The following is a 19,251-nucleotide window of genomic DNA, read 5'->3' as shown; positions in this document are numbered from 1 at the left end:
ACCGCGAAGATCTGGATCAGCACGATCCCGAGCCAGAAGCTCGGGATGCTTGCGCCGAGCATCGCGATGCCGGTGAAGAGCTGGTCGACCATGCGCCCGCGGAACACGGCCGAGACGATGCCGCAGGGCACGCCGATCAAGGCCGCGATGGCTACCGCCAGGAGCGCGAGCAAGGTGGTGGGCTCGGCGCGCTCCCACAGCGCCTGCGTCACCGGGCGCTGCAGGAAGATGGAGGTGCCCAGGTTGCCCTGCAGCACTTCGCGCAGCCAGTAGCCGAACTGCACGGGCAGGGGTTTATCGAGGCCGTATTCCTTCTGCACGCGGGCGATGTCCGCGGCCGTGGCCTGGTCGCCCAGCAGCACCGAGACCGGGTCGCCCGAGGCGGCACGCGTGAGCACGAAGACCAGCACCGCCACGATGGCCAGCACGATGAGCATCCCGCCTGCGCGGGAGGCGATGTAGCGAAGCGAAGCACTTTTCATCTTCATCACGACGAGAACTCGATGGCGGCTGCGCTGCCCACTGCCACGTACTGGCCGGTGAACTGGATGTCGCCCTTCTTCACGCGGAAGACCGTGACGTTGTCGCCCTGCTTGTTGTGGCACACATAGAGAAAACGGCCGCTCGGATCGAGCGTGCAGCTGCGCGGGTAGTTGCCGCGCGTCCACTCCTCGCGCACGAGCGTGGGGGCGCCGGTGCGGGCGTCGATCTTGAAGAGCGAGATCGAATCGTGCAGGCGGTTCAGCGACACGAAGTGCTGGCCGTCCGGCAGCATGCGGATGCCCGAGGCGTAGCTGGTGCCCTTGAAGCCTTGCGGCAGCGCCGAGGTTTCGCTCACCAGCGTGAGCACGCCGGTGGCGCTGTCGTAGCGCATGAAGGCGATGGTCGAGGCCTCTTCGTTCACGAGGTAGAGCCACTTGCCGTTCGGGTGAAAGACGAAGTGGCGCGCGCCCGAGCTTTCCGAAACCGCGACGGTGCTGGGCTGGCTCAGCACGCCGGTCTTGCGGTCGAAGCGGTACGAGATCACGCGGTCGAGGCCAAGGTCGGCAACCAGCACGAAGTTGCCCGTCGGGTCGCTGTGCACCATGTGCGCGTGCGGGCCGTCGTGGTCGCTCGTGGCAAAGCCTTCGTGCGAGCGGGCCGCTGCCGGCACCACGTCGGCGCCCGGCTTGCAGGGCGTGGCGCCGCAGGCTGCTGCGTCCTTGTAGACGACGGCTGCGACATCCGAATCGAAGCCGCCGTCGGTGCGCAGCGCGATCACGCTCACGTCGCCGCTCGCGTAGTTCGCGGTGAAGAGAAAGCGGCCATCCGGATGCACGCTGACGTACGCCGGGTCCTTGCCGCCGCAGGCCATCTCGGCCACGAACGACAGCGCGCCGTTCGCGCCGATGCGAAAGGCCGAGACGGAGCCCGCCTCGAACTCATTGGCCGCATAGAGCATCGGCAGCTTCGGGTGCCGCGCGAGCGATGCGGGGTTGCGCAGCTTGGCGTCGCTGCCCGTGCTTGCAACGGCTTGCGGCGCACCGGGGATGGGCTTGAGCGCGCCGGTCGCGCTGTCCATCACGAACTGGTGGACGCCGAGGCCGCGCCCGCCGCGCCACGGCTTGCCGCCGTCGCTGTAGGTGCCGACGTAGGCGTAGACAGGGCCGGAGGTTGCGGCCTGTGCGGTGGAGGCCGTGAGGCCCAGGGCTCCGAGACCGGAGGCCAATGCGCTGGCTTGCAGAAGTTGGCGACGCGATGGCATGGCTGCGGCTCCTGCTTACTTGATCTTCGCGTTCCAGAAGAACGGCCAGGTCGCGGGCGTGTAGTTGTCCAGCGCCGGGCTCTTGGCCGAGAGGCCGTTGAACTTGCCGACGTTGATGTACGGCACCTCGTCGTAGACGACCTGCTGCACCTTGCCCCACAGCGCGCCGCGCTTGGCCGGATCGCTCTCGACATTGAAGGCCTGCAGCGCCGACTTCTTGGCGGGCGTGTCCCACCAGCCGGGCGCGCCGTCGCCCAGTTGCGGCGGCGAGAGCATCGGCTCGGGGAACTGGCCCGAGTGGGTCACGTAGATGTCCCAGAGCTTCGAATCGTTGCGGCGCTGCACCAGCGTGGCCCAGTCGACCACGTTCAGGTCGACCTTGAAGCCCGCGCGCTTGAGTTGCTCGGCCATGAGCAGCGACATGTTGTAGTGGAAGTCGTACTGGCGGCTGGTGAGCACGCGGATCGGATCGCCCTTGTAGCCGGCCTTGGCCGCGAGCTCCTTGGCCTTGGCCGCGTTGCGCTGGTTGTACTGGTCGCCGCCGGCGGTCGAATAGAACGGCGAGCCCTTGGGGAAGTGGTTGGCCTCAGCCACGAAGAAGCGCGTGTCGCCGAAACCGGCGGCGAGCATCTCGCCTTCGCCGAGCGCGGTCTGGATGGCCTGGCGCACCGGCTGGCTGGCGGCCACGCCTTCCTTGGTGTTGAGCACGAGGTAGGGGAAGCCGAACGACGGCGTCATGATCGGCACGGTCTTGCCGCCCGACTTCTCCAGGCGCGGCAGCGCTTCCACCGGCAGCAGGTCGGCGAAGTCGTACTGGCCCGCGAGCGCGCCCTCGACACGCGTGCTGGCGTTGGGCACGGGCACGAAGCGCAGCTCCTCGATCGCCGCCTCGCGCTTGCCGCCGTAGCCGCTCGCGGGCTCCTTGCGCGCCGCGTACTTGTCGAAGCGGGTGAGCAGCACGAACTGGTCGGGGCGGCGCTCCTTGAACTTGTAGGGGCCGGTGCCCACGAACTCCTTCAGCGGCGAGGCGATGGAATCCTTGGCCATGATCGCGGCCATGCCGCTGGGCAGCGCGAGCTGCGAGAGCAGCGGCGCATACGGCGCCTTCAGCACGATCTCCACGGCGAGCGGGCCCTTGGCCTTCAGGCTCTCGATTTCCTTGCCCACGGCCTTGCCGCGCGGCGACTGGTCCATCCAGCGCTGCAGGCTGGCCACCACATCATCGGCGTTGAGCTCGCGGCCGTTGTGCAGCATCACGCCCTTGCGCAGGGTGATCGCGTAGGTCTTGCCGTCGGCGGAGATCTTCGGCATGGTCTCGGCCAGCATGGGCACCACGTTCCACTTGGCATCGAAGGTGTAGAGCGTCTCGTACACGTGCTGCATGATCGTTCCGACCAGGTCGGCGGTCGATGCCATCGGGTCGAGCGTCTGCGGCTCGGCCACCATCGCGAGCGTGGCGAAGTTGCGCGGCCCCTGGGCATGCGCCTCGTGATGCGGCAGCGCCGCGCACAGCATCGCGAGGAGAGACGCACCCAGCAGGCTGCGCTTCGACAGCTTGGGCAGGCGCTGGACAAGACCGGCGGGGGCGGCATGGGGCATGGAGAACTCCTTCGTGGGGTCGGGCAGGGTTTTTGAAAGAAATTTTCTTTTCGGCCCGGACTTTGAAGCAGTATTCATGCCAAATCATCCGTGTTAACCCTTGTTCAAGGGTTATTCTGAAATAGATTTTCAGATTGGATCGATACTTGCGATCCCATTTCCTTTCATTCCACTCATTTCAGGAGTTCTCCCATGCCTCTCGAATACCTCGGCGCCCCGCCCGTCGCCTCGGACCGCCAGGCCCGCCCTTTCTCCCCGGCCGTGCGCGCGGGCGACTTCATCTATGTGTCGGGCCAGGTGCCCGCCAATGCCGACGGCGAGATCGTGGTGGGCGGCATCGAGGCGCAGACGCGCCAGGTGATGGAAAACCTGAAGAAAGTGCTCGCGCTGGCCGGCGCCACGCTCGACGACGTGTGCAAGAGCACCGTCTGGCTGCACGACGCGCGCGACTTTGGTGCCTTCAACCGCATCTACATGAGCTACTTCGGCGAGAACAAGCCGGCCCGCTCGACCACCGAGGCGCGGCTGATGGTCGATGCGAAGGTCGAGATCGACGTGGTGGCCTACAAGCCGAAGTAACCTGCCGATCGGCTACTTCAGCTCGGTCTTGCGCTGGATGATCCGCGAGACCAGCCCGTACTCCACCGCCTCCTCGGCCGAGAGCCAGCGGTCGCGCTCGATGTCGGCCAGCACCACGTCGATGGGCTTGCCGGTCTCGCGTGCGATCTCGTGGGCGATGCGCTGGCGGGCCTTGATGATTTCCTGCGCCTGGATCGCGATGTCGGTCGCCTGCCCGCCCGCGCCGCCGCTGGGCTGGTGGATCAAAAAGCGCGTGTTCGGCAGGCACACGCGCCGCTCGCGCGGGGCCGCGAGAAACAGGTGCGTGGCGGCGCTGCCGACCCAGCCGGTGCCGATCATGTTCACCGGCGCGCTGATGAAACGCACGATGTCGTGGATCGCATCGCCCGACTCCAGGTGTCCGCCGGGCGAGCTCACGAGGATGTCGATGGGTTTCTCGGCGTTGTCGGCGTCCAGCGCAATGAGCCGGCGGGTCACGTCGGCGGCCACCGAGTCGGTGATGCTGCCGAAGATCAAGAGCGTGCGCGATTTGAACGCCTTTTCCTCCAGGTAGGAGTTGCGCGGCTCGGCCGTGGCCGCGGGCTGGGTGTCGTCGTCGGTTTCCATGATCAAGAAAAACTCCTGTGGTTGAACTGTCTTGACGAACAAGTCCACAGTTTCGTGACATTGCAGGGGCTGTGGCAAGCTGCGCCGATGCTCGATGAACGCTATCTCTCGCAATTGCCGGCAATGCGAAGCCGGCTGGTTCGCGCAGCGGCCCGCATGCTGGGCGAAAAGGCCGAAGCCGAAGACGTGGTGCAGGACACCTACCTGCGCGCGCTCGAGGAAGGCGATCGGCCCACCCTCGATGCAGCCCAAGCCTGGCTGACGACCGTCATGCAGAACCTCGCCATCGACCGGTTGCGGCGGCGCAACTGGATGCGGCAGTGGCTTTCCGATGCGAAGGCATCGGCAGCGCCTCCCGAAACCGCCTCGACCGAAGACCGCGCCGCCATGGCTCAAGAGATCGATCGCGCCCTGCGGCTACTGGCCATGCGATTGAGCCCGGCCGATGGCGCCGCGGTGCTGCTGCGCGAAGTGTTCGAAGCCAGCTTCAAGGAAATCGCACAGGCCAGTGGCAAGACCGAGGCGGCTTGCCGGCAGCAACTGCATCGTGCGTTGCTGCGGCTGCGGCAGGACGACCGGGACGTGGAAGAACGCAGCGCTGAAGCGGTCTTCCATGTGTACCGGCAGGCGCTGCACGACTGCGATGCGCGAACGCTGTTCGCGATGCTGCGGCAGCCGCCGGCGCGTGCGCTCGCCATGTCGGCTTCGACGGCACCCGGGTCCGATGCACCGCGCGTGGTGTGCCAGGTGATGCAGATCGGCGGACAGCTCGGCCTCGTGCTGACCCTGGGTGGCAAGGTGCTGTGCGTGTTGCCGCTGGATGCGCGGGAAACCGAAGAGTCCCTGCACTGACTCCCTCCCCCCGAAAGGGAAGGAAGGGAGAAAACCGGATCAGCCCGCGAGCCGCCCCGCCACCAGCTGCAGCACGCGGTCGCAGCGCTTGGCCAGCTCCTGGTCGTGCGTGACCATCACGAAAGCCGTGCCGTGCCGATGCGCGAGGTCGAGCATCAGGTCGAACACCGTGTCGGCGGTGCTGCGGTCGAGGTTGCCGGTGGGCTCGTCAGCCAGCACGCATGCGGGCTGCGTGACCAGTGCACGCGCAATGGCCACGCGCTGGCGCTCGCCGCCCGAGAGCTCGGCCGGACGATGGTGAAGACGCTCACCCAGGCCGACGCTCGCAAGGATCTTCGCGGCCGCCTGCGCCGCCTGCGACGACTCGACGCGGCGGATCTTCAGCGGCATCGCCACGTTGTCCAGCGCGCTGAATTCCGGCAGCAAGTGGTGGAACTGGTAGACGAACCCGAGGTGCTGGTTGCGCAGGCGCCCCTGCTCCGCGGCGTCGGCATGCGCGATGTCCTTGCCGAGCAACTCGACCTTGCCCGAGGTCGGCGAATCGAGACCGCCCATCAGGTGCAGCAGCGTGCTTTTGCCGGAACCGGATGCGCCGACGATGGCCAGCGTTTCGCCGGCATGCACGTCCAGGTCCACGCCATGCAGCACGGTGAGGTCGATGCGGCCCTCGTGAAAACGCTTGGTGAGGCCACGGGCCTTCAATACCACTTCACTCATAGCGCAGCGCCTCCGCGGGGTTGACGCGACTGGCGCGCCAGCTCGGGTACAGCGTTGCAAGGAAGGCCAGGATGAGGGAGATGATCGCGATGGGCATGATGTCGCTCTGCTGCGGGTCGCTCGGCATCTTGCTGATCAGGTAGATGTCCTTGGGCAAAAAGCTCGCGTGGAAGAGCTGTTCGAGGAAAGGCACGATCACGTCGATGTTGTAGGCGATGCCCAGGCCCAACAGCAGGCCGGCCACGGTGCCGATCACGCCCACCATCGCGCCCTGCACCACGAAGATGCCCATGATGCTGCGCGGCGAGCTGCCCAGCGTGCGCAGGATGGCGATGTCGGCGCGCTTGTCGGTCACCGTCATCACGAGCGTGGAAACCAGGTTGAACGCGGCCACCGCCACGATCAGCGTGAGGATGATGAACATCATGCGTTTCTCGACCTGCACGGCCGCGAACCACGTCTTGTTCTGCCGCGTCCAGTCGCGGATCAGGAATTCGCCCGGCAGGCTCACGGCCAGCTGGTCGGCCACGTCGCGGGCCTCGTTCAGGTCCTTGAGCTTCAGGCGAATGCCGGTCGGGCCTTCGAGGCGGAACACCTTGGCTGCGTCCTGCTCGTGGACCATCGCGAGCGCCGAGTCGTACTCGTAGTGACCCGAATCGAAGGTGCCCACCACGGTGAACTGCTTCAGGCGCGGCACCACGCCGGCCGGCGTGACCTGCCCGCCGGGCGCGACCAGCGTGACCTTGTCGCCCGGCTGCACGAACATCGAACGCGCGAGCTCGATGCCCAGCACGATGCCGAATTCGCCCGGCACCAGCTTGTCGAACGTGCCCTTGCTCGCGATGCCGCCGGTGTCGGTCACTTCGGGTTCGAGCTTGGGGTCGATGCCGCGGACGATCGCGCCCTTCATGTCCTCGCCGCGCGCGATCAGCGCCTGCGTGTTGATGAAAGGCGCCGCGCCGATGACCTCGGGGTTCTTGCGCGCGGCGGCCATGATTTCTTCCAGGCTCTGCAGCGCCTGCCCGTCGCGCGAGAAGATCTCGATGTGCGACACCACGCCGAGCATGCGGTCGCGCACCTCTTTCTGGAAGCCGTTCATCACACTGAGCACAATGATCAGCGCCGCCACGCCCAGGGCGATGCCGAGCATCGAGACACCGGAGATGAAGGAGATGAAGCCGTTGCGCCGCGTTGCCCGTCCTGCGCGCGTGTAGCGCCAGCCGAGCTGCAATTCATAAGGGAGTCGCATCAAATTTCCTGCCGAGCCGCCTCAAGGGAAATTTGCCCGCCCTTGGGGGGCGGCGAATACACGAAGCGAGGAGCGAGGGGGTAGGTCATATACGGCGGAATTGTGGCATCCCGAAACGTTTGGGGGCTTCCGGGACAATAGAGGGATGGCCGAACACCCCCCACGTCACTTGTTGATCCCCTTCGCCGGCCGCGGTTCCCCGGCGTGCCGCGCGGCATTGTCGGCGCTCAAGCTCCCGAACCTCGAATCCCTGCTCTCCCGCCTCTCCCTCGCAGACACCGACACCCAGGACGAAAGCACGCGCTCGCCTCCGCACGAGCGGGCGCTTGCCAAGGCGCTGGGCATTTCCGCCACCGACGGCTGCATTCCGTGGGCCGCGCTGGAGGCCCGGCACACCGGCCTGGCCGCGTCCGGCGATACCGAAGGCTGGGGCGTCGTCACGCTGTGCAACTGGCAGGTCGGCATCGACGACGTGGCGCTGGGCGATCCGGCCGCCATCGAAATCGATGCCAACGAATCGGCCGCGCTGCTGGAGGTCGCCCGGCCGTTCTTCGAGGAAGACGGCATCGCGCTGCACGCCTCGCCCACGCCGGGCCGCTGGCTCGCCCGCGCGCGCATCTTCGACGGCCTCGCCACCGCCTCCATCGACCGGGCGGTGGGCTGGCCGATTTCGCAGTGGTCGCCGCTGGGCGATTCGGCGCGGTCGCTGCGCCGCCTGCAGAACGAGATGCAGATGCTGCTCTATACGCAGCGCGTGAACGATGACCGCGCCGCGCGCGGCGTGCCGCCGATCAACTCTTTCTGGCTCAGCGGCACCGGCGCCTTGAAAGGCGTCGTCACACCGGCAGCGCCCGCGCCAACCGTGAGCGACGCGCTGCGCGTGGCCGCCCTGCGCGACGACGGCGTGGGCTGGGCCGAGGCCTGGCAAGCGCTCGATGCGGGCGAGATCGCCTCGCTGCTGGCCGACTACACGCGCGGCGCCGATGTGGCGCTCACGCTCTGCGGCGACCGCGCTGCGCAGCGCTACACCGTGCAGCAGCGCGGCCTCGCACGCTGGGCAAAGAGCCTGTTCGACCGCACACGCGCCGCCGCGGTGCTGGAGTCGCTGTGAAGATCATCGCCCGCGACATTCCCCCGCGCACCGTCTGGGCCCTGGAGCAGGCCGGCGTGCATCCGCTGCTCGCGCGCCTCTTTGCCGCGCGCGGCGTGATGGCCAAGGACGAACTCGACGACGGCCTCGCGCGCCTGCTGCTTCCCGCCACCCTGCGCGGCACGCGCGAAGCCGCCGTGCTGCTGGCCGACGCCATGGCCGAGGACAAGCGCCTGTGCATCGTGGCCGACTACGACTGCGACGGCGCCACCGCCTGCGCGGTCGGCGTGCGCGGCCTGCGCCTCCTGGGCGCCAAGCACGTGAGCTACCTCGTGCCCGACCGCGTGGTCGACGGCTACGGCCTCACGCCGCCGATTGCCGAGCGCGTGGCCGACAGCGGCGCCGACATGCTGATCACCGTGGACAACGGCATCGCCAGCGTCGAAGGCGTGGCTGCCGCGAAGGCGCGCGGCCTGCAGGTGCTGGTGACCGACCACCACCTGCCCGGCCCCGAACTGCCCGCCGCCGACGTGCTGGTGAATCCGAACCAGCCCGGCTGCGACTTCGAGAGCAAGAGCATCGCCGGCGTCGGCGTCATGTTCTACGTGCTGCTCGCACTGCGCTCCGAGTTGCGCACGCGCGGCGTGTTCGACGTGGCGACGCAGCCCAAGCTCGACGCGCTCTTGCCGCTGGTGGCGCTGGGCACCGTCGCCGACGTGGTGAAGCTCGACGCCAACAACCGCCGCCTCGTCGCACAGGGCCTGCGCCGCATCCGCGCGGGCGCGATGCCCGCGGGCGTGGCCGCGCTCTTCAAGGCCGCGGGCCGCACCGCTTCGGCTGCCACCACCTTCGACTTCGGCTTCGCCCTCGGCCCGCGCATCAATGCTGCGGGCCGGCTCGCCGACATGACGCTCGGCATCGAGTGCCTGCTGACCGACGATGCCGGCCGCGCCGACGAACTCGCGCGCATGCTCGACGGCATCAACCGCGAGCGGCGCGACATCGAAGGCGGCATGCGCGACCAGGCGCTGCTGCTGGCCGAATCGCTCTTCGCCACCGACGGCGAAGGCATCGAGGCGCCGCCGCCGGCCATCAGCGTGTTCGATGCGAACTTCCATGAAGGCGTGGTCGGCATCGTGGCCTCGCGCATCAAGGACCGTTTCCATCGCCCGACCTTCGTGTTCGCCGCGAGCGGCGCGCCGGGCAAGGAAGAGGAGCTCAAGGGCTCGGGCCGGTCGATTCCGGGCTTTCATCTGCGCGATGCGCTCGATCTGGTGGCCAAGCGCCATCCGGGCGTGCTGCTGCGCTTCGGCGGGCATGCGATGGCGGCGGGCTGCACCGTGGCGCGCGAGCATTTCAAGACCTTCGAGCAGGCGCTCGCGCAGGTGGCCGGCGAATGGCTGGCGGCATCGGCGCTCACGCGGCAGATCGAGACCGACGGGCCGATCGCGCGCGAATACATGCGCATCGACCTCGTGGACACGCTGCACCGCGAGGTGTGGGGCCAGGGCTTTGCACCGCCGACCTTCAGCGAAGAGGTGGAGGTGGTGTCGCAGCGCCTCGTGGGCGAGAAGCACCTGGCGCTCAAGCTCCGGCACCAGGGTCAGCCGATCGATGCGATCTGGTTCAGCCACACCGAACCGTTGCCGCCGAAGGTGAAGCTCGCGTTCCGGCTCGATGCGGACGAGTGGCAGGGCGTGCGGCGCCTGCGCTTCCTGGTCGAGGGGGCGGAGTTCTAGAAAAAGAAAAAACCAGGGTTACCTGGTTGGAGGGGGGAGACTGCGTTTCGCCGCGCCGATTGCCTTGCTGCAGGCACGCACAAGCCGGCAGATGCAAGCGGTCGAATGCTCGTCGGAGCACCGTTCGACGGGTTGCACCCGCGCTCCCCCGGAGTCATCGCACGTACAAAGGCACCGACACGACCAACGCCCAGCTGTAGACCACGACCACGCACATCCCCATGAGGAAACCCTCCGCCCTGCGGCTGGCTTCCGTCGCAAGGGAATGCGCGATCAGCGTCTCCGAATTCCGGAGCAGCAACCCGTCGATGTCCACAGCGTCAACCCCCCTCCTCGCAGCACCTCCCTGACTCACAAGCCGGCCCCATCGAAGCAATCGCTCCTCCGTCCGTGGACAGAAAAAGTCGTCACGCTCCCTCCCAGGATCTGCGCCCGATGCGGCCTGCATTGCGTTCTCTCCCGCGCCATTCGATGAAGCGCTCGCCTTGGACTCTAGAGAAAACTGAATTTCAAACAACTAATGACTAATACCAGTCGGGCCACGGCTGGTGCAATTGACCGAGAGGAAAGCACGGTCTGCGATTGGAAATAAAACTTCCGTCTACGCGACATTGCGCAACACCAGTGAATTCTGCGTATTCCCACCGGCGGGCCGCGGTGGTGCGGTGTCCGAGTTCTTCTGGCCACGGGCATCGACGCCGAACTCGGCGCGTTGCGGCATGCCATGGATGAAGCTGGTCGGCTGTCACCAGCCTGAGTCGATGCATTGCGCATCGAATTGGGAAATCAGCGCGGAATTTTCCGAAATATCGGCGGCAATTGATCAACCAATCATCAATTGCAAAAATTACGCCCACTCGCGGACATCGATCAATTCAATTTATCGAGAATTCTCGATCGTATTCGGCCCTATCACGAATTCCCGGGGAATGAGAATTCTGAAAAGCGTCCCCCGCCCCATCACCGATTTGACTTCAATACGGTAATTGAGGCGCGTGGCAAATCGCTTCACGATGGCCAAACCCAATCCCACGCCCTTGGTACGGCCTTGATCGCCAGCCTCTTCCTGATGGAAGGCATCGAAAATCCGTTGCCGCGCTTCGGGTTTGATGCCAGGCCCCTGGTCCCAGATCTCAATGGATACGCCCCTCGATGTTCTGCGGGCACATACCAGCACACCGTTCTTGGTGTATTTGAGTGCATTGGAAACAAGGTTTTCGAGCATCCGCAGCAGCATGGAAGCATCGGTGCCCACGGTGATTCGCGCAATGCGAAACCGCAATTGCACGCCATCGCGTTCGGCTATTTTTTCGAAATGCAAATCGAGTTTCTGAAACAGCGACTGAATTTCCGTGGCCCGGATCTTTACTCCGGCGTCGAGTGCTTCGATTCGCGCGAATTCGAGAATGTTGTTGATATAGATCTGAAGCGCATCGACTTCCTGTCCCAGGCGGTCCAGCGTCGATTCCGCAGATTGATGTGTCTTGGTGGCCGCCATGGCGGACAGCACCCACAATTTCGCGGCATGCAGGCGCTGCTGGAAATCGTGGCTCGCTCCCGCGAAGAATTCCGAACGGGTGTCGAGCGTCTTGTATGCGGTGTCCTTCAGTCTTTCGAGTTTGTCGTTGGCGATTTCGAGCTGGTTCACCAATTGACTGGCTTCATGGGTGCGCGCGAGCAAATCGTTGAGCTGGCGAATGGCAATGAAAATATTGAGCCACAACACGGCCAGCACACCCATGTCGAGCGCCACGATGACCGACAGGCTCGCCACGCCATTCGAATACAGGTTGACGGACAAGGCGCCCCACAGCAAGCCGTTGTAGAGGACCACGGCAATGGGCGTCACCGGCCACATGCCGGTCATCGACACGCTGATGCTGAGAAGGCCAATGCACATGATCAATACGCGCACCGTCAGCACCGGCCCGACGAACAAATGGATGGTCCATATCCAGTACAGGCAGGCAATGACGATGATCACGAGCGGGATCAGCTTCAGCCCGAGGGATTTCTTGACGACGGCCGGCGGCAATTGCGTGAGCGGCCAGAAAAGCCCGACGCGAATCAGCCAGGTCACCACCGAGACCGCGAGCCAGGTCCACATCGACGCCGAATCCAGAATCGGCGCGCTCGCCTCCGCGACCAGGAGCCCGAAGATCGTGATCCAGTAGGCGACCTGCTGCACAAAGAATTGGCGCTCCGCCAGATGACGGTGCGCCAGCGTCGCGTGGATCAGGGAGCGGGAGAGCCGCCCCTGCTTTTCCATCAGTGATTCGTCGAGCGGCTCGCTCTTGTTGGTGATGAAGCCCCGGCGAAGCTCCTCAAGCATTCCCATCGCTGCTCCTCGTGGCGAAACCTGCCAGGAGCCCGAGTTGCAGTGCCTTCTGAACGGCGTGTGCGCGCGATTTCACGCCCAGCGCTTCCATGGCGGAATCGATGTGGTAATTGACCGTTCCCGGGTGCAATGACAGCAGTCGCGCGATTTCCTTGGTGGAGCGCCCCGCGCCGACGAATTCGAGGCACTGGCACTGGCGGTTGGTCAGCCGGATTGCATTCGGATTCGCGCCCAGGTCGGGCAATTCGGGAAACACCTTCTCCCCCGCAATCGCCTTGTCCAGGCTCGCCTCGAGCTCCTTGATTTCGATGGCCTTCAGGATGTAGCCCTGGAATCCGCTGGCCTTGGCCTGGGCGATGTAGTCGGTCCGGTGCGTGCCGGTCAGGATGCAGGTGAGCCCTTCCTTGCCCAGCTTCTTGATTTCCATGGCCAGCGAAAGACCGACCGCGCCGGGCACGTCCAGGTCGAGCAGGATCAAGCCCCATCGGTCGGGCGTTGCCTTCAATGCAAGCAGCGCCTTTTCGGCGCTGTTGCAGACCTCGATATTGGCGACGAGCGGACTTCGCGCAATCTTTTCTGCCGTCGCCTCCGACACCAGAGGTTGGTCTTCTATGAACAGGACGTTGATCATTGGTAGTTTTCTGCCGAATGGAGGTCAGGTATTGCAATGCTTGAGGGTCGGCAGCGGGACCAGCGCGGCAATTCGCCGGGCCAAGGGCAGATGGAGAATCGGGCCCCTTTCGATCTTCAAGCGCTCTCGCCGGTTGCAGGCGCTTTGCTCGCCCAGAGAGGCGTTGGAGCCCGTGGCAATCAGTTGGAAGAGGTGGCTCATGGGGATGGCGTCGAGCCGTATTTTGGGGCGACCTCGCAGGGGCGACCCGCGTCGTCGATGACATCGTGAAGCGCTGCGCGGCGTGCTTCGAACAGTTCATCCATGCCCGCTACTTTACTAAAAGCAAACAAAGTCAACTGGGCAGAGTAACTGTGAACTTTGCACCTTGACGATGAGATTCTGCAGATGAGATTGACTACTTTTGTCTAACTCTTCAACCGGCATTTTCCATGCCGCGAATCGCCTCTTCCGCTCTGCTGGCAGCGAGCACACGACATGACACGTGCAGATTCGGGACGCATTCCTTCGCGCGTCAGGCCGCAGGGTTTTAGGGTGATTCTTCGAATGCAGGCAGCGAGCAGTCCAGCCCCGAAAGCATCAGGGGCGCGGCGCGCTTCGTTTCGTTCAACTTTCCAAGGAGACCGATCTGTCGGTGAGTTGCCTCATGCCCGGCGTGACCGACATCCACTTCTTTGCGCGCGCCGACATGCTGGACACGCGCGTCGGCCGGCAAAGTGACAAGGCCGGCTTCGACGCGATGATGAAGGGCGAGAGCGAGGTGATCGCGGGATGGCGCAACAGGATGCAGGTGGCGCTGTCGCGGGCGATGCCGGGGCCCAAGCTGGCGGAGCCGGGGAGCGGAAACGAGCAAGCCCTTCGTTTGAGGGCGGGGAGAGAAATCGCCGCGAAGGCCTGCTCTCGCCCTGTCGCAATCAGGCGTGAGCCACGATGGAGATCACCTTGCGCCGAGCGGGGCGGCGAACATCGCCCTCGATGCGATCGAGCTTCAGCCCCAGGGCGCGTCGGAGCGTGCCGTCGAGGACGCCAAGCCCGAACTGGTATTCGTTTTCGCACGACTGCGCAAACTGGTCGCCTTCCAGGTACATGCACGACCCGCCGCAAAGCTGAAGCACCGGGCAATGGCTGCAGCACTCGCGAAACGCCCAATGGGTCGAAGTGTCCAGCCGGATGTCTTCCATCTTCAGCGCGGAGCCCAGCCCGTGCTGTGCATTGGCTCCGGTGTTGTGGCAGGTCAATACGTTCGAGTGCAGGTCGACGGCCACGTGGTCGCTGCGGTCCATGCCGCATTTCTGCCCCGTTGAACTCGAGGGCGTCCCCTTCACGATGGATTGCAGGAAGCTCTTGGCCTTCTCCCGCAGCGCGGGAATCCGCAGCGCCTCGCCGGTCTCGAACGACGAAGCCACCGACTCCTTGAGCGATCGATACTGCTCCTCGGTCCAGACCCCCGGCCCCGCGAGCGCCTTGTCGTCGTGCGTCGCGACCACGCCTTCCAGCGAAGTGACGACCGATTCGTCACCCAGTTTGTCGACGAACCAGCGGCGCAGCAGCGCGGGATCGCTGTTGTCCGGCGTCAGCACGGAGCTGAACTGCATCCGCTCGCCTGTTTTTCGTTCGTTCCAGAGCGCCTTGAGCAATGCGGCACGCCTTGGATCGTCGAAAGGATCTTCTCCGCGCCGGTATTGCCCCGGGCCATCGTGGGACACGGTGATGCAGATGTCGTAGCGGGCGATGAAATCCAGAATCTCGGGGGTCAGCAAGCTTCCGTTGGTGACCATGCAGAACTCTGCATCCGGGAATCTCTTGTCGAGTTCGGGCACCAGGATTTCGAGCTTCCTGATGTACAGCAGCGGCTCGCCACCCCAGAACTCGATTCGGGTAGGCGTTCCCTTGAGCCATGTGTCCAGGTCGCGCAGGAAATCATGCGCGTCCGACGTCTTCGTCATGGCCATCGAATCGACCTGGCTCGACTGGTTGCAGTACGAGCATGTGTAGTTGCAGCCCAGCCCCAGTTGGATCTTCAGTACCTCGGGGTTCGCGAGCTTGCGCCCGGGGTGCTGCGGACTGATGCGCTCGGCGTCTTCCCAGATGCGGGAAGACGCAGACGCCTGGCCCTTGAGGACAGGCGTTCCGTCCATGTTGGTGAGCGCACTTTCGTGCGGCGCATACCGCAGACTTACGGACTTTCCGTCTGCATCCGAGCAGTGAAGGGTAAACATGCGAAAAGTCCGTGGCCTGCTCAGCGCTCGTCCGATGCCTGGCTGCGGCGCTTGTTCTTCTTCTCTTGCGGCAGCGGCGAGATCGCGCTGCAATCGCTCGACGAACCGGCAACGAAAACCGATCCCTCGTTGAGGAAGTCGATGCTCGAAGGCTCCACGACGACATTGCAGTGAAGCTGTTGGGTGGCCGCCGGGTGGATGGCCGAGGCGTTGGCAGAGTTCTTCTTCATATAAGTTCCTTCGTTGATGATGATGCGTTGGGGAAAAATTCAGAACGGAAATACTCGATAGGGGCGCCCTCCCGATTCAAGTGCAGGGATGAAGCGGCAAGGGATGTCCGGGCCGGCCAGCCGGCTCGACATTCACCCCCAGTCGCTCGCAGAGTCCCAATGGTTCAACACCGTGGCCGAACCAGATGGGAACCAGCCCCGATACGAAAACACGGGCCACGTGCAGTGGCACCCGCCCTTGATGGATCGAGGCGCCGGGTGGCGTCAGGTCGCAGACGTACACCTCGAAATTCGAATCGATGAAGTGATCGAGCAACGCAGAGCCATTTGGCGGAAAGGCCAGGCTCCCGTGCATCGAGACACGCTCCCGTGCCGAGGCAAACCAGTCCGCGGTCCTGAACCCCGCCCTGGTCCTGAAATAGTCGCCATGGTGAGTGGCAAGCACAACCTCTTCGGCCGCCATGGGTGGATGCGGTGCCGTGCCATGTTGCTGCTGCACCCTGCTCTCGGCCTCCGAGAGCGCGGACTCCAGTGCCTCTTCCCAAGCGAATCCCGCGGCCGTCGTGATGGATGCGAAGGTCGACCGGACATCCTGGACAAAGACCGCGACGGCCGGCAGGTGCCCGGATGGCAGCGCGTGCACAGAGGCGGTGTAGCCCGCATGCCGCAACCGCGAGAGCCTGTGCCGTACCGCGCCGGACATGCCCTCTTCTTCGATCGCCGGCGGTGCCAGGCGGCCGAGCCAGGCGCGCGCGAAGGCGTCGCGCTCGACAAGTTCGACCAGCGCCCGGTATTGGGCGGTTTCCACGTCCGTGTAGGCCGCGACGCCCGAGGTGCTGGCATTGGTGAAAGGCCTGCTGGCGTCATTCGGATGCAGCGAGCTCAAGGCATGGACGCAATGGGCCATGAGATGCACTTCGGCGCCATCGTCGGCTCGCAGGCCCTTGACCCATGGGTAGCTTCGGCGTGCAGAAAGCGGTGAATAGGGAAATCCCCGGCTGTCGTATTGCGCCCGGCTGTAGTGCACCAGGCTGCGCGGATCGACTGCGCCATCCAGTTCGCCTGGACGCGCCCGCTCCATCGCGGCAGACGGGGTGGACCAGCCAATGCGCTCCCACGCTTCCGCCTCGGCCTTGACGGCCGCAAGACGGGCATCCTCGGAACGCCCGGCAGCCCACAACGCCCATGTGCCGGCCGGGCCTCCGATCTGAATCGGGCCGGCCACCGCAATGCGAGTGGCCAGCGGCAACTGCTGGGAGTGGTTGGGAATGGAGCGCACCAGCGCAGCCTGCCCGGCCTTCGAGGCCGCCTTTTCCTGTGCTTGCGAAGGCTTGGCCCCCACGACCATGGAAGGCAATGGATAGAACAAGCCTGCGAGACCGAGGAGCGAAAGAACTTCCATCTCGACCGTGTCGCCACGCACGATCGTGGCCGCATCTTCGAACTGGGCCGCAAGCGCCCCGTTCTGCAAGGCATGCCCGGCCTCGATCATGGCGAGAGTGAGCGATCGGTTTCCGTACTTCTCGCTGATGAACCGAAGATTGGCGACGGGGTAGACGACCGCGTGCGCAAAGCTCAGGACCGACGGGGTCAGCAAGGTGCTCCACGCGTTCATGGCGTCGCCCGCCAGCCGATGCATCGAGACCTCGCCCACGTTCTCGCCGTCGGCGTGATGCCTGACTTCGTAGATGCCGCAGGAGTAGCCATCCATCGGGCGCAGCAGCGCAAGAAACCAGCGCAGGCCATAAAGTGCCCCGCCCGACGGCACCGTCCGGTGGATGCGCTCTTCGCCTTGATGCGACACGCCGTACATCGACCACAGGATGTTCACGACCGATTGCAACGACAGCGCACGGTCGTCGAATGTCCGTGCACTGCCGCGATCCCGCAACAGATCCATCAGCGGCGTCTGCCCGGGGCGCAGTTTCACGACGCCCGGGAGGGGTTCGACCAGGCGGCGCTCGGCGGCTCGCCTCAGTTCGTAAAGCGACTCAGGGTCGTTCAGCGGCGCGGCGAGCGGCTGCGGCGTCCAGCCGATCTGCGCCTGCAACGCGAGCAGATGACCCGCATCCACCAGCGCTCCCTGTTCCAGCAGGGTGGACAGGCAGGCATCGACCTCGTTGGCCGGCCAGCGCGCGATCAGTTCGTTCCTGACCTCGTCCCACGTCGCCCTGCCATCGCAACTGCTTTCGACGGCCCGCAGGAATTCCGACGGTGCCGAGACGCGCAGCCTCTTCAGCGGGAGGCGACAAAGCATGCCTCCTCTTCGGAATGTCCATTTGCCCACCGCGACGGGTCGCGGCGTTGTCAGGGCTTCGGGCATCGGCATCATGTGTGCGCTACGCGACGTCGAGCACCGGGGGCCGGGCCGGAACACCGGCCGGCTGTTCGTCTTCGAACAGCGTGGCCAGGATCAAGGGATATCCGGTAGGCGGCAGGATCGGGTTCGAGTTGGCTTCGAGCCACCAGACCCGGTCGTTCGCGTCCAGCACCCCGTCCAGGGCGAAAAGCACGGGAACGCCGTGCGATTTCACGAGTTCATCGTGCAGGCTGCGACCGGCCTTGTTCACCTGATCGCGCGCCGCCTCCGAGAGCTCGTGGAGCATGTTGTCCGAATGCGTCTGAATCGGGTCGGGCGCGTGCCGGCGGCCGTAGCGGTATTCGATCCAGATCTCCTCGCCCTCGGGAGCGATGTCCGAAAGCGTCCATCCCTGGTAGGCCAGCGAAGAAACGATCCAGGCCTTGTCGGCGTCCTCGGGGAGCGTGCCGTCCGCCCGCTCCATTCGCCTGGCGATCAGCGCATCGATCCTGGACACCCCGTCGCCCCGGACCGTGGGATATGCGTGCAGATGCAGGTGGAAGGGAACGCCCCCCCAGAACCATGCCTTCACGTTGCGGCCGACGATGAACTGCTCGGCAAAGATCCGCTCGCGCGACGGATGCTGGTGCTCGGGCATGGACAGCGCGTCAGTACCAGCCCGATAAGGTCCGAAGACAGCCTGGCCGAACGAGCCCGCGGGCAGCTTGAGCACATGGTCTTCGCCGATGGGCTCTTCCCGGCTCCATCGCCGGGGCGCCAGCAAGCCGTTGCCCTCGAGAAAGTCCTTGAAAGCCAGCTTGTCGTTCGACAGCGGCCACTGGATCGCACGGTAGGGAAGCCAGCCGATGAAACCGGTGGCACCTGGGGTCAGCATGGGCGAGTAGCTCAGCGTGCCTCCCGTGGTATTCAGGAATTGAGGGTGCAGGTTGAACCGCGCCCGGCCGTGCTGGACCTCCACCTTGAACGTCTTCATGTCCAGGCGCACATCCGCCTGGCGGCTGGCTGCCCATTCTTGAAGAGCCCGGAAGTGATTCAGTGTGACCGCGATGTAGGACATAGGAAGAACAACTGCTCAGGATGGCCGACATGGCCTTCCCGACAACATATCCACGCCGCGGGAAGTTTGTTTAGCGCGGCGTGCGTTTACCGGAAAAAAGAGCTCGCCAGCTAAACAAATTCCCGCTCGACCGGACATATTGCCCAGAACCGCACGTCAATCTCGACCACGAGCGAGGTTGACGGCCACCAGGGACGGCCCTGGGCTTTCAGTCCCACCTGGTGCAGGCGGGACAAAAGCAGGCTCAACGACGGCGGTTCGTTTCAACACAAGAGACGGGC

General features: G+C 65.0%; 18 protein-coding genes. 4 read left to right on the top strand and 14 right to left on the bottom strand.

Annotated features, from left to right (window positions below):
- The 3 genes from J2W23_RS22620 to J2W23_RS22610 all read right to left on the bottom strand — a co-directional run.
- Positions 1 to 482: ABC transporter permease (locus tag J2W23_RS22620; RefSeq protein WP_307650336.1), on the bottom strand; the 482-nt coding region annotated here is incomplete at its 3' end.
- A 5-nt stretch (positions 483 to 487) separates the two neighbouring features.
- The gene (locus J2W23_RS22615) at positions 488 to 1,744 is read right to left on the bottom strand and encodes a lactonase family protein (protein WP_307650326.1); all 1,257 of its coding nucleotides are present in this window, start codon (positions 1,742 to 1,744) and stop codon (positions 488 to 490) included.
- A 15-nt stretch (positions 1,745 to 1,759) separates the two neighbouring features.
- Positions 1,760 to 3,343, bottom strand: a complete 1,584-nt coding sequence (locus J2W23_RS22610; protein WP_307650325.1) for an ABC transporter substrate-binding protein — start codon at positions 3,341 to 3,343, stop codon at positions 1,760 to 1,762.
- Positions 3,344 to 3,535: 192 nt separating this feature from the next.
- On the opposite strand from J2W23_RS22610, the gene J2W23_RS22605 reads away from it, so the two are divergent.
- The gene (locus tag J2W23_RS22605; RefSeq protein WP_013539755.1) at positions 3,536 to 3,922 is read left to right on the top strand and encodes a RidA family protein; all 387 of its coding nucleotides are present in this window, start codon (positions 3,536 to 3,538) and stop codon (positions 3,920 to 3,922) included.
- 12 nt (positions 3,923 to 3,934) lie between these two features.
- Here J2W23_RS22605 and J2W23_RS22600 read toward each other — a convergent pair whose 3' ends face one another.
- Positions 3,935 to 4,528, bottom strand: coding sequence for an ATP-dependent Clp protease proteolytic subunit (locus J2W23_RS22600; protein WP_307650335.1), 594 nt, complete (start codon positions 4,526 to 4,528; stop codon positions 3,935 to 3,937).
- Between the two features lie 87 nt (positions 4,529 to 4,615).
- Here J2W23_RS22600 and J2W23_RS22595 point away from each other — a divergent pair, with 87 nt between their 5' ends.
- Entirely contained in the window at positions 4,616 to 5,380 is a 765-nt protein-coding gene (locus J2W23_RS22595; protein ID WP_307650324.1) for a sigma-70 family RNA polymerase sigma factor, read from the top strand.
- A gap of 39 nt (positions 5,381 to 5,419) precedes the next feature.
- Here the strand turns inward: J2W23_RS22595 and lolD are convergent, their stop codons facing one another.
- Together lolD and J2W23_RS22585 are read right to left on the bottom strand one after the other, a co-directional pair.
- A complete protein-coding gene (gene lolD / locus J2W23_RS22590) occupies positions 5,420 to 6,097 on the bottom strand; it encodes a lipoprotein-releasing ABC transporter ATP-binding protein LolD (RefSeq protein ID WP_176660428.1) in 678 nt (225 codons plus the stop codon).
- Entirely contained in the window at positions 6,090 to 7,346 is a 1,257-nt protein-coding gene (locus J2W23_RS22585; protein WP_176660427.1) for a lipoprotein-releasing ABC transporter permease subunit, read from the bottom strand. Before J2W23_RS22585 ends, lolD begins: the two co-directional genes overlap by 8 nt.
- 169 nt (positions 7,347 to 7,515) lie before the next feature.
- On the opposite strand from J2W23_RS22585, the gene J2W23_RS22580 reads away from it, so the two are divergent.
- Positions 7,516 to 8,457: a hypothetical protein gene (locus J2W23_RS22580; protein WP_373423974.1), complete on the top strand. Its 942-nt coding sequence runs from the start codon at positions 7,516 to 7,518 to the stop codon at positions 8,455 to 8,457.
- Positions 8,454 to 10,175: a single-stranded-DNA-specific exonuclease RecJ gene (gene recJ / locus J2W23_RS22575; RefSeq protein ID WP_307650322.1), complete on the top strand. Its 1,722-nt coding sequence runs from the start codon at positions 8,454 to 8,456 to the stop codon at positions 10,173 to 10,175. Before J2W23_RS22580 ends, recJ begins: the two co-directional genes overlap by 4 nt.
- Positions 10,176 to 11,055: 880 nt before the next feature.
- Here recJ and J2W23_RS22570 read toward each other — a convergent pair.
- The 8 genes from J2W23_RS22570 to J2W23_RS22535 all read right to left on the bottom strand — a co-directional run bounded on the left by J2W23_RS22570 (position 11,056) and on the right by J2W23_RS22535 (position 18,970).
- Positions 11,056 to 12,513, bottom strand: coding sequence for a sensor histidine kinase (locus J2W23_RS22570; protein WP_176660424.1), 1,458 nt, complete (start codon positions 12,511 to 12,513; stop codon positions 11,056 to 11,058).
- On the bottom strand, positions 12,500 to 13,144 hold the full coding sequence (locus J2W23_RS22565) for a response regulator transcription factor (protein ID WP_176660423.1): 645 nt from the start codon (positions 13,142 to 13,144) through the stop codon (positions 12,500 to 12,502). Before J2W23_RS22565 ends, J2W23_RS22570 begins: the two co-directional genes overlap by 14 nt.
- A 24-nt stretch (positions 13,145 to 13,168) precedes the next feature.
- Entirely contained in the window at positions 13,169 to 13,345 is a 177-nt protein-coding gene (locus J2W23_RS22560) for a hypothetical protein (protein ID WP_307650321.1), read from the bottom strand.
- Positions 13,346 to 13,750: 405 nt separating this feature from the next.
- The gene (locus J2W23_RS22555) at positions 13,751 to 13,966 is read right to left on the bottom strand and encodes a hypothetical protein (RefSeq protein ID WP_307650320.1); all 216 of its coding nucleotides are present in this window, start codon (positions 13,964 to 13,966) and stop codon (positions 13,751 to 13,753) included.
- Positions 13,967 to 14,058: 92 nt separating this feature from the next.
- Complete coding sequence (locus J2W23_RS22550; RefSeq protein WP_307650319.1) at positions 14,059 to 15,363, bottom strand: radical SAM protein; 1,305 nt, start codon at positions 15,361 to 15,363, stop codon at positions 14,059 to 14,061.
- A gap of 20 nt (positions 15,364 to 15,383) precedes the next feature.
- Complete coding sequence (locus J2W23_RS22545) at positions 15,384 to 15,593, bottom strand: hypothetical protein (RefSeq protein WP_307599043.1); 210 nt, start codon at positions 15,591 to 15,593, stop codon at positions 15,384 to 15,386.
- 76 nt (positions 15,594 to 15,669) lie between these two features.
- On the bottom strand, positions 15,670 to 17,916 hold the full coding sequence (locus tag J2W23_RS22540; RefSeq protein ID WP_307650318.1) for a YcaO-like family protein: 2,247 nt from the start codon (positions 17,914 to 17,916) through the stop codon (positions 15,670 to 15,672).
- Between the two features lie 16 nt (positions 17,917 to 17,932).
- The gene (locus J2W23_RS22535) at positions 17,933 to 18,970 is read right to left on the bottom strand and encodes a hypothetical protein (protein ID WP_307650317.1); all 1,038 of its coding nucleotides are present in this window, start codon (positions 18,968 to 18,970) and stop codon (positions 17,933 to 17,935) included.
- Between the last annotated feature and the right edge of the window lie 281 nt (positions 18,971 to 19,251).

The organism is Variovorax boronicumulans (assembly GCF_030812215.1).
Lineage (GTDB): Bacteria > Pseudomonadota > Gammaproteobacteria > Burkholderiales > Burkholderiaceae_C > Variovorax > Variovorax boronicumulans_C.
The sequence above is the reverse complement of the archived record's forward strand: the minus strand, read 5'-3'. Positions and strand labels throughout refer to the sequence as shown.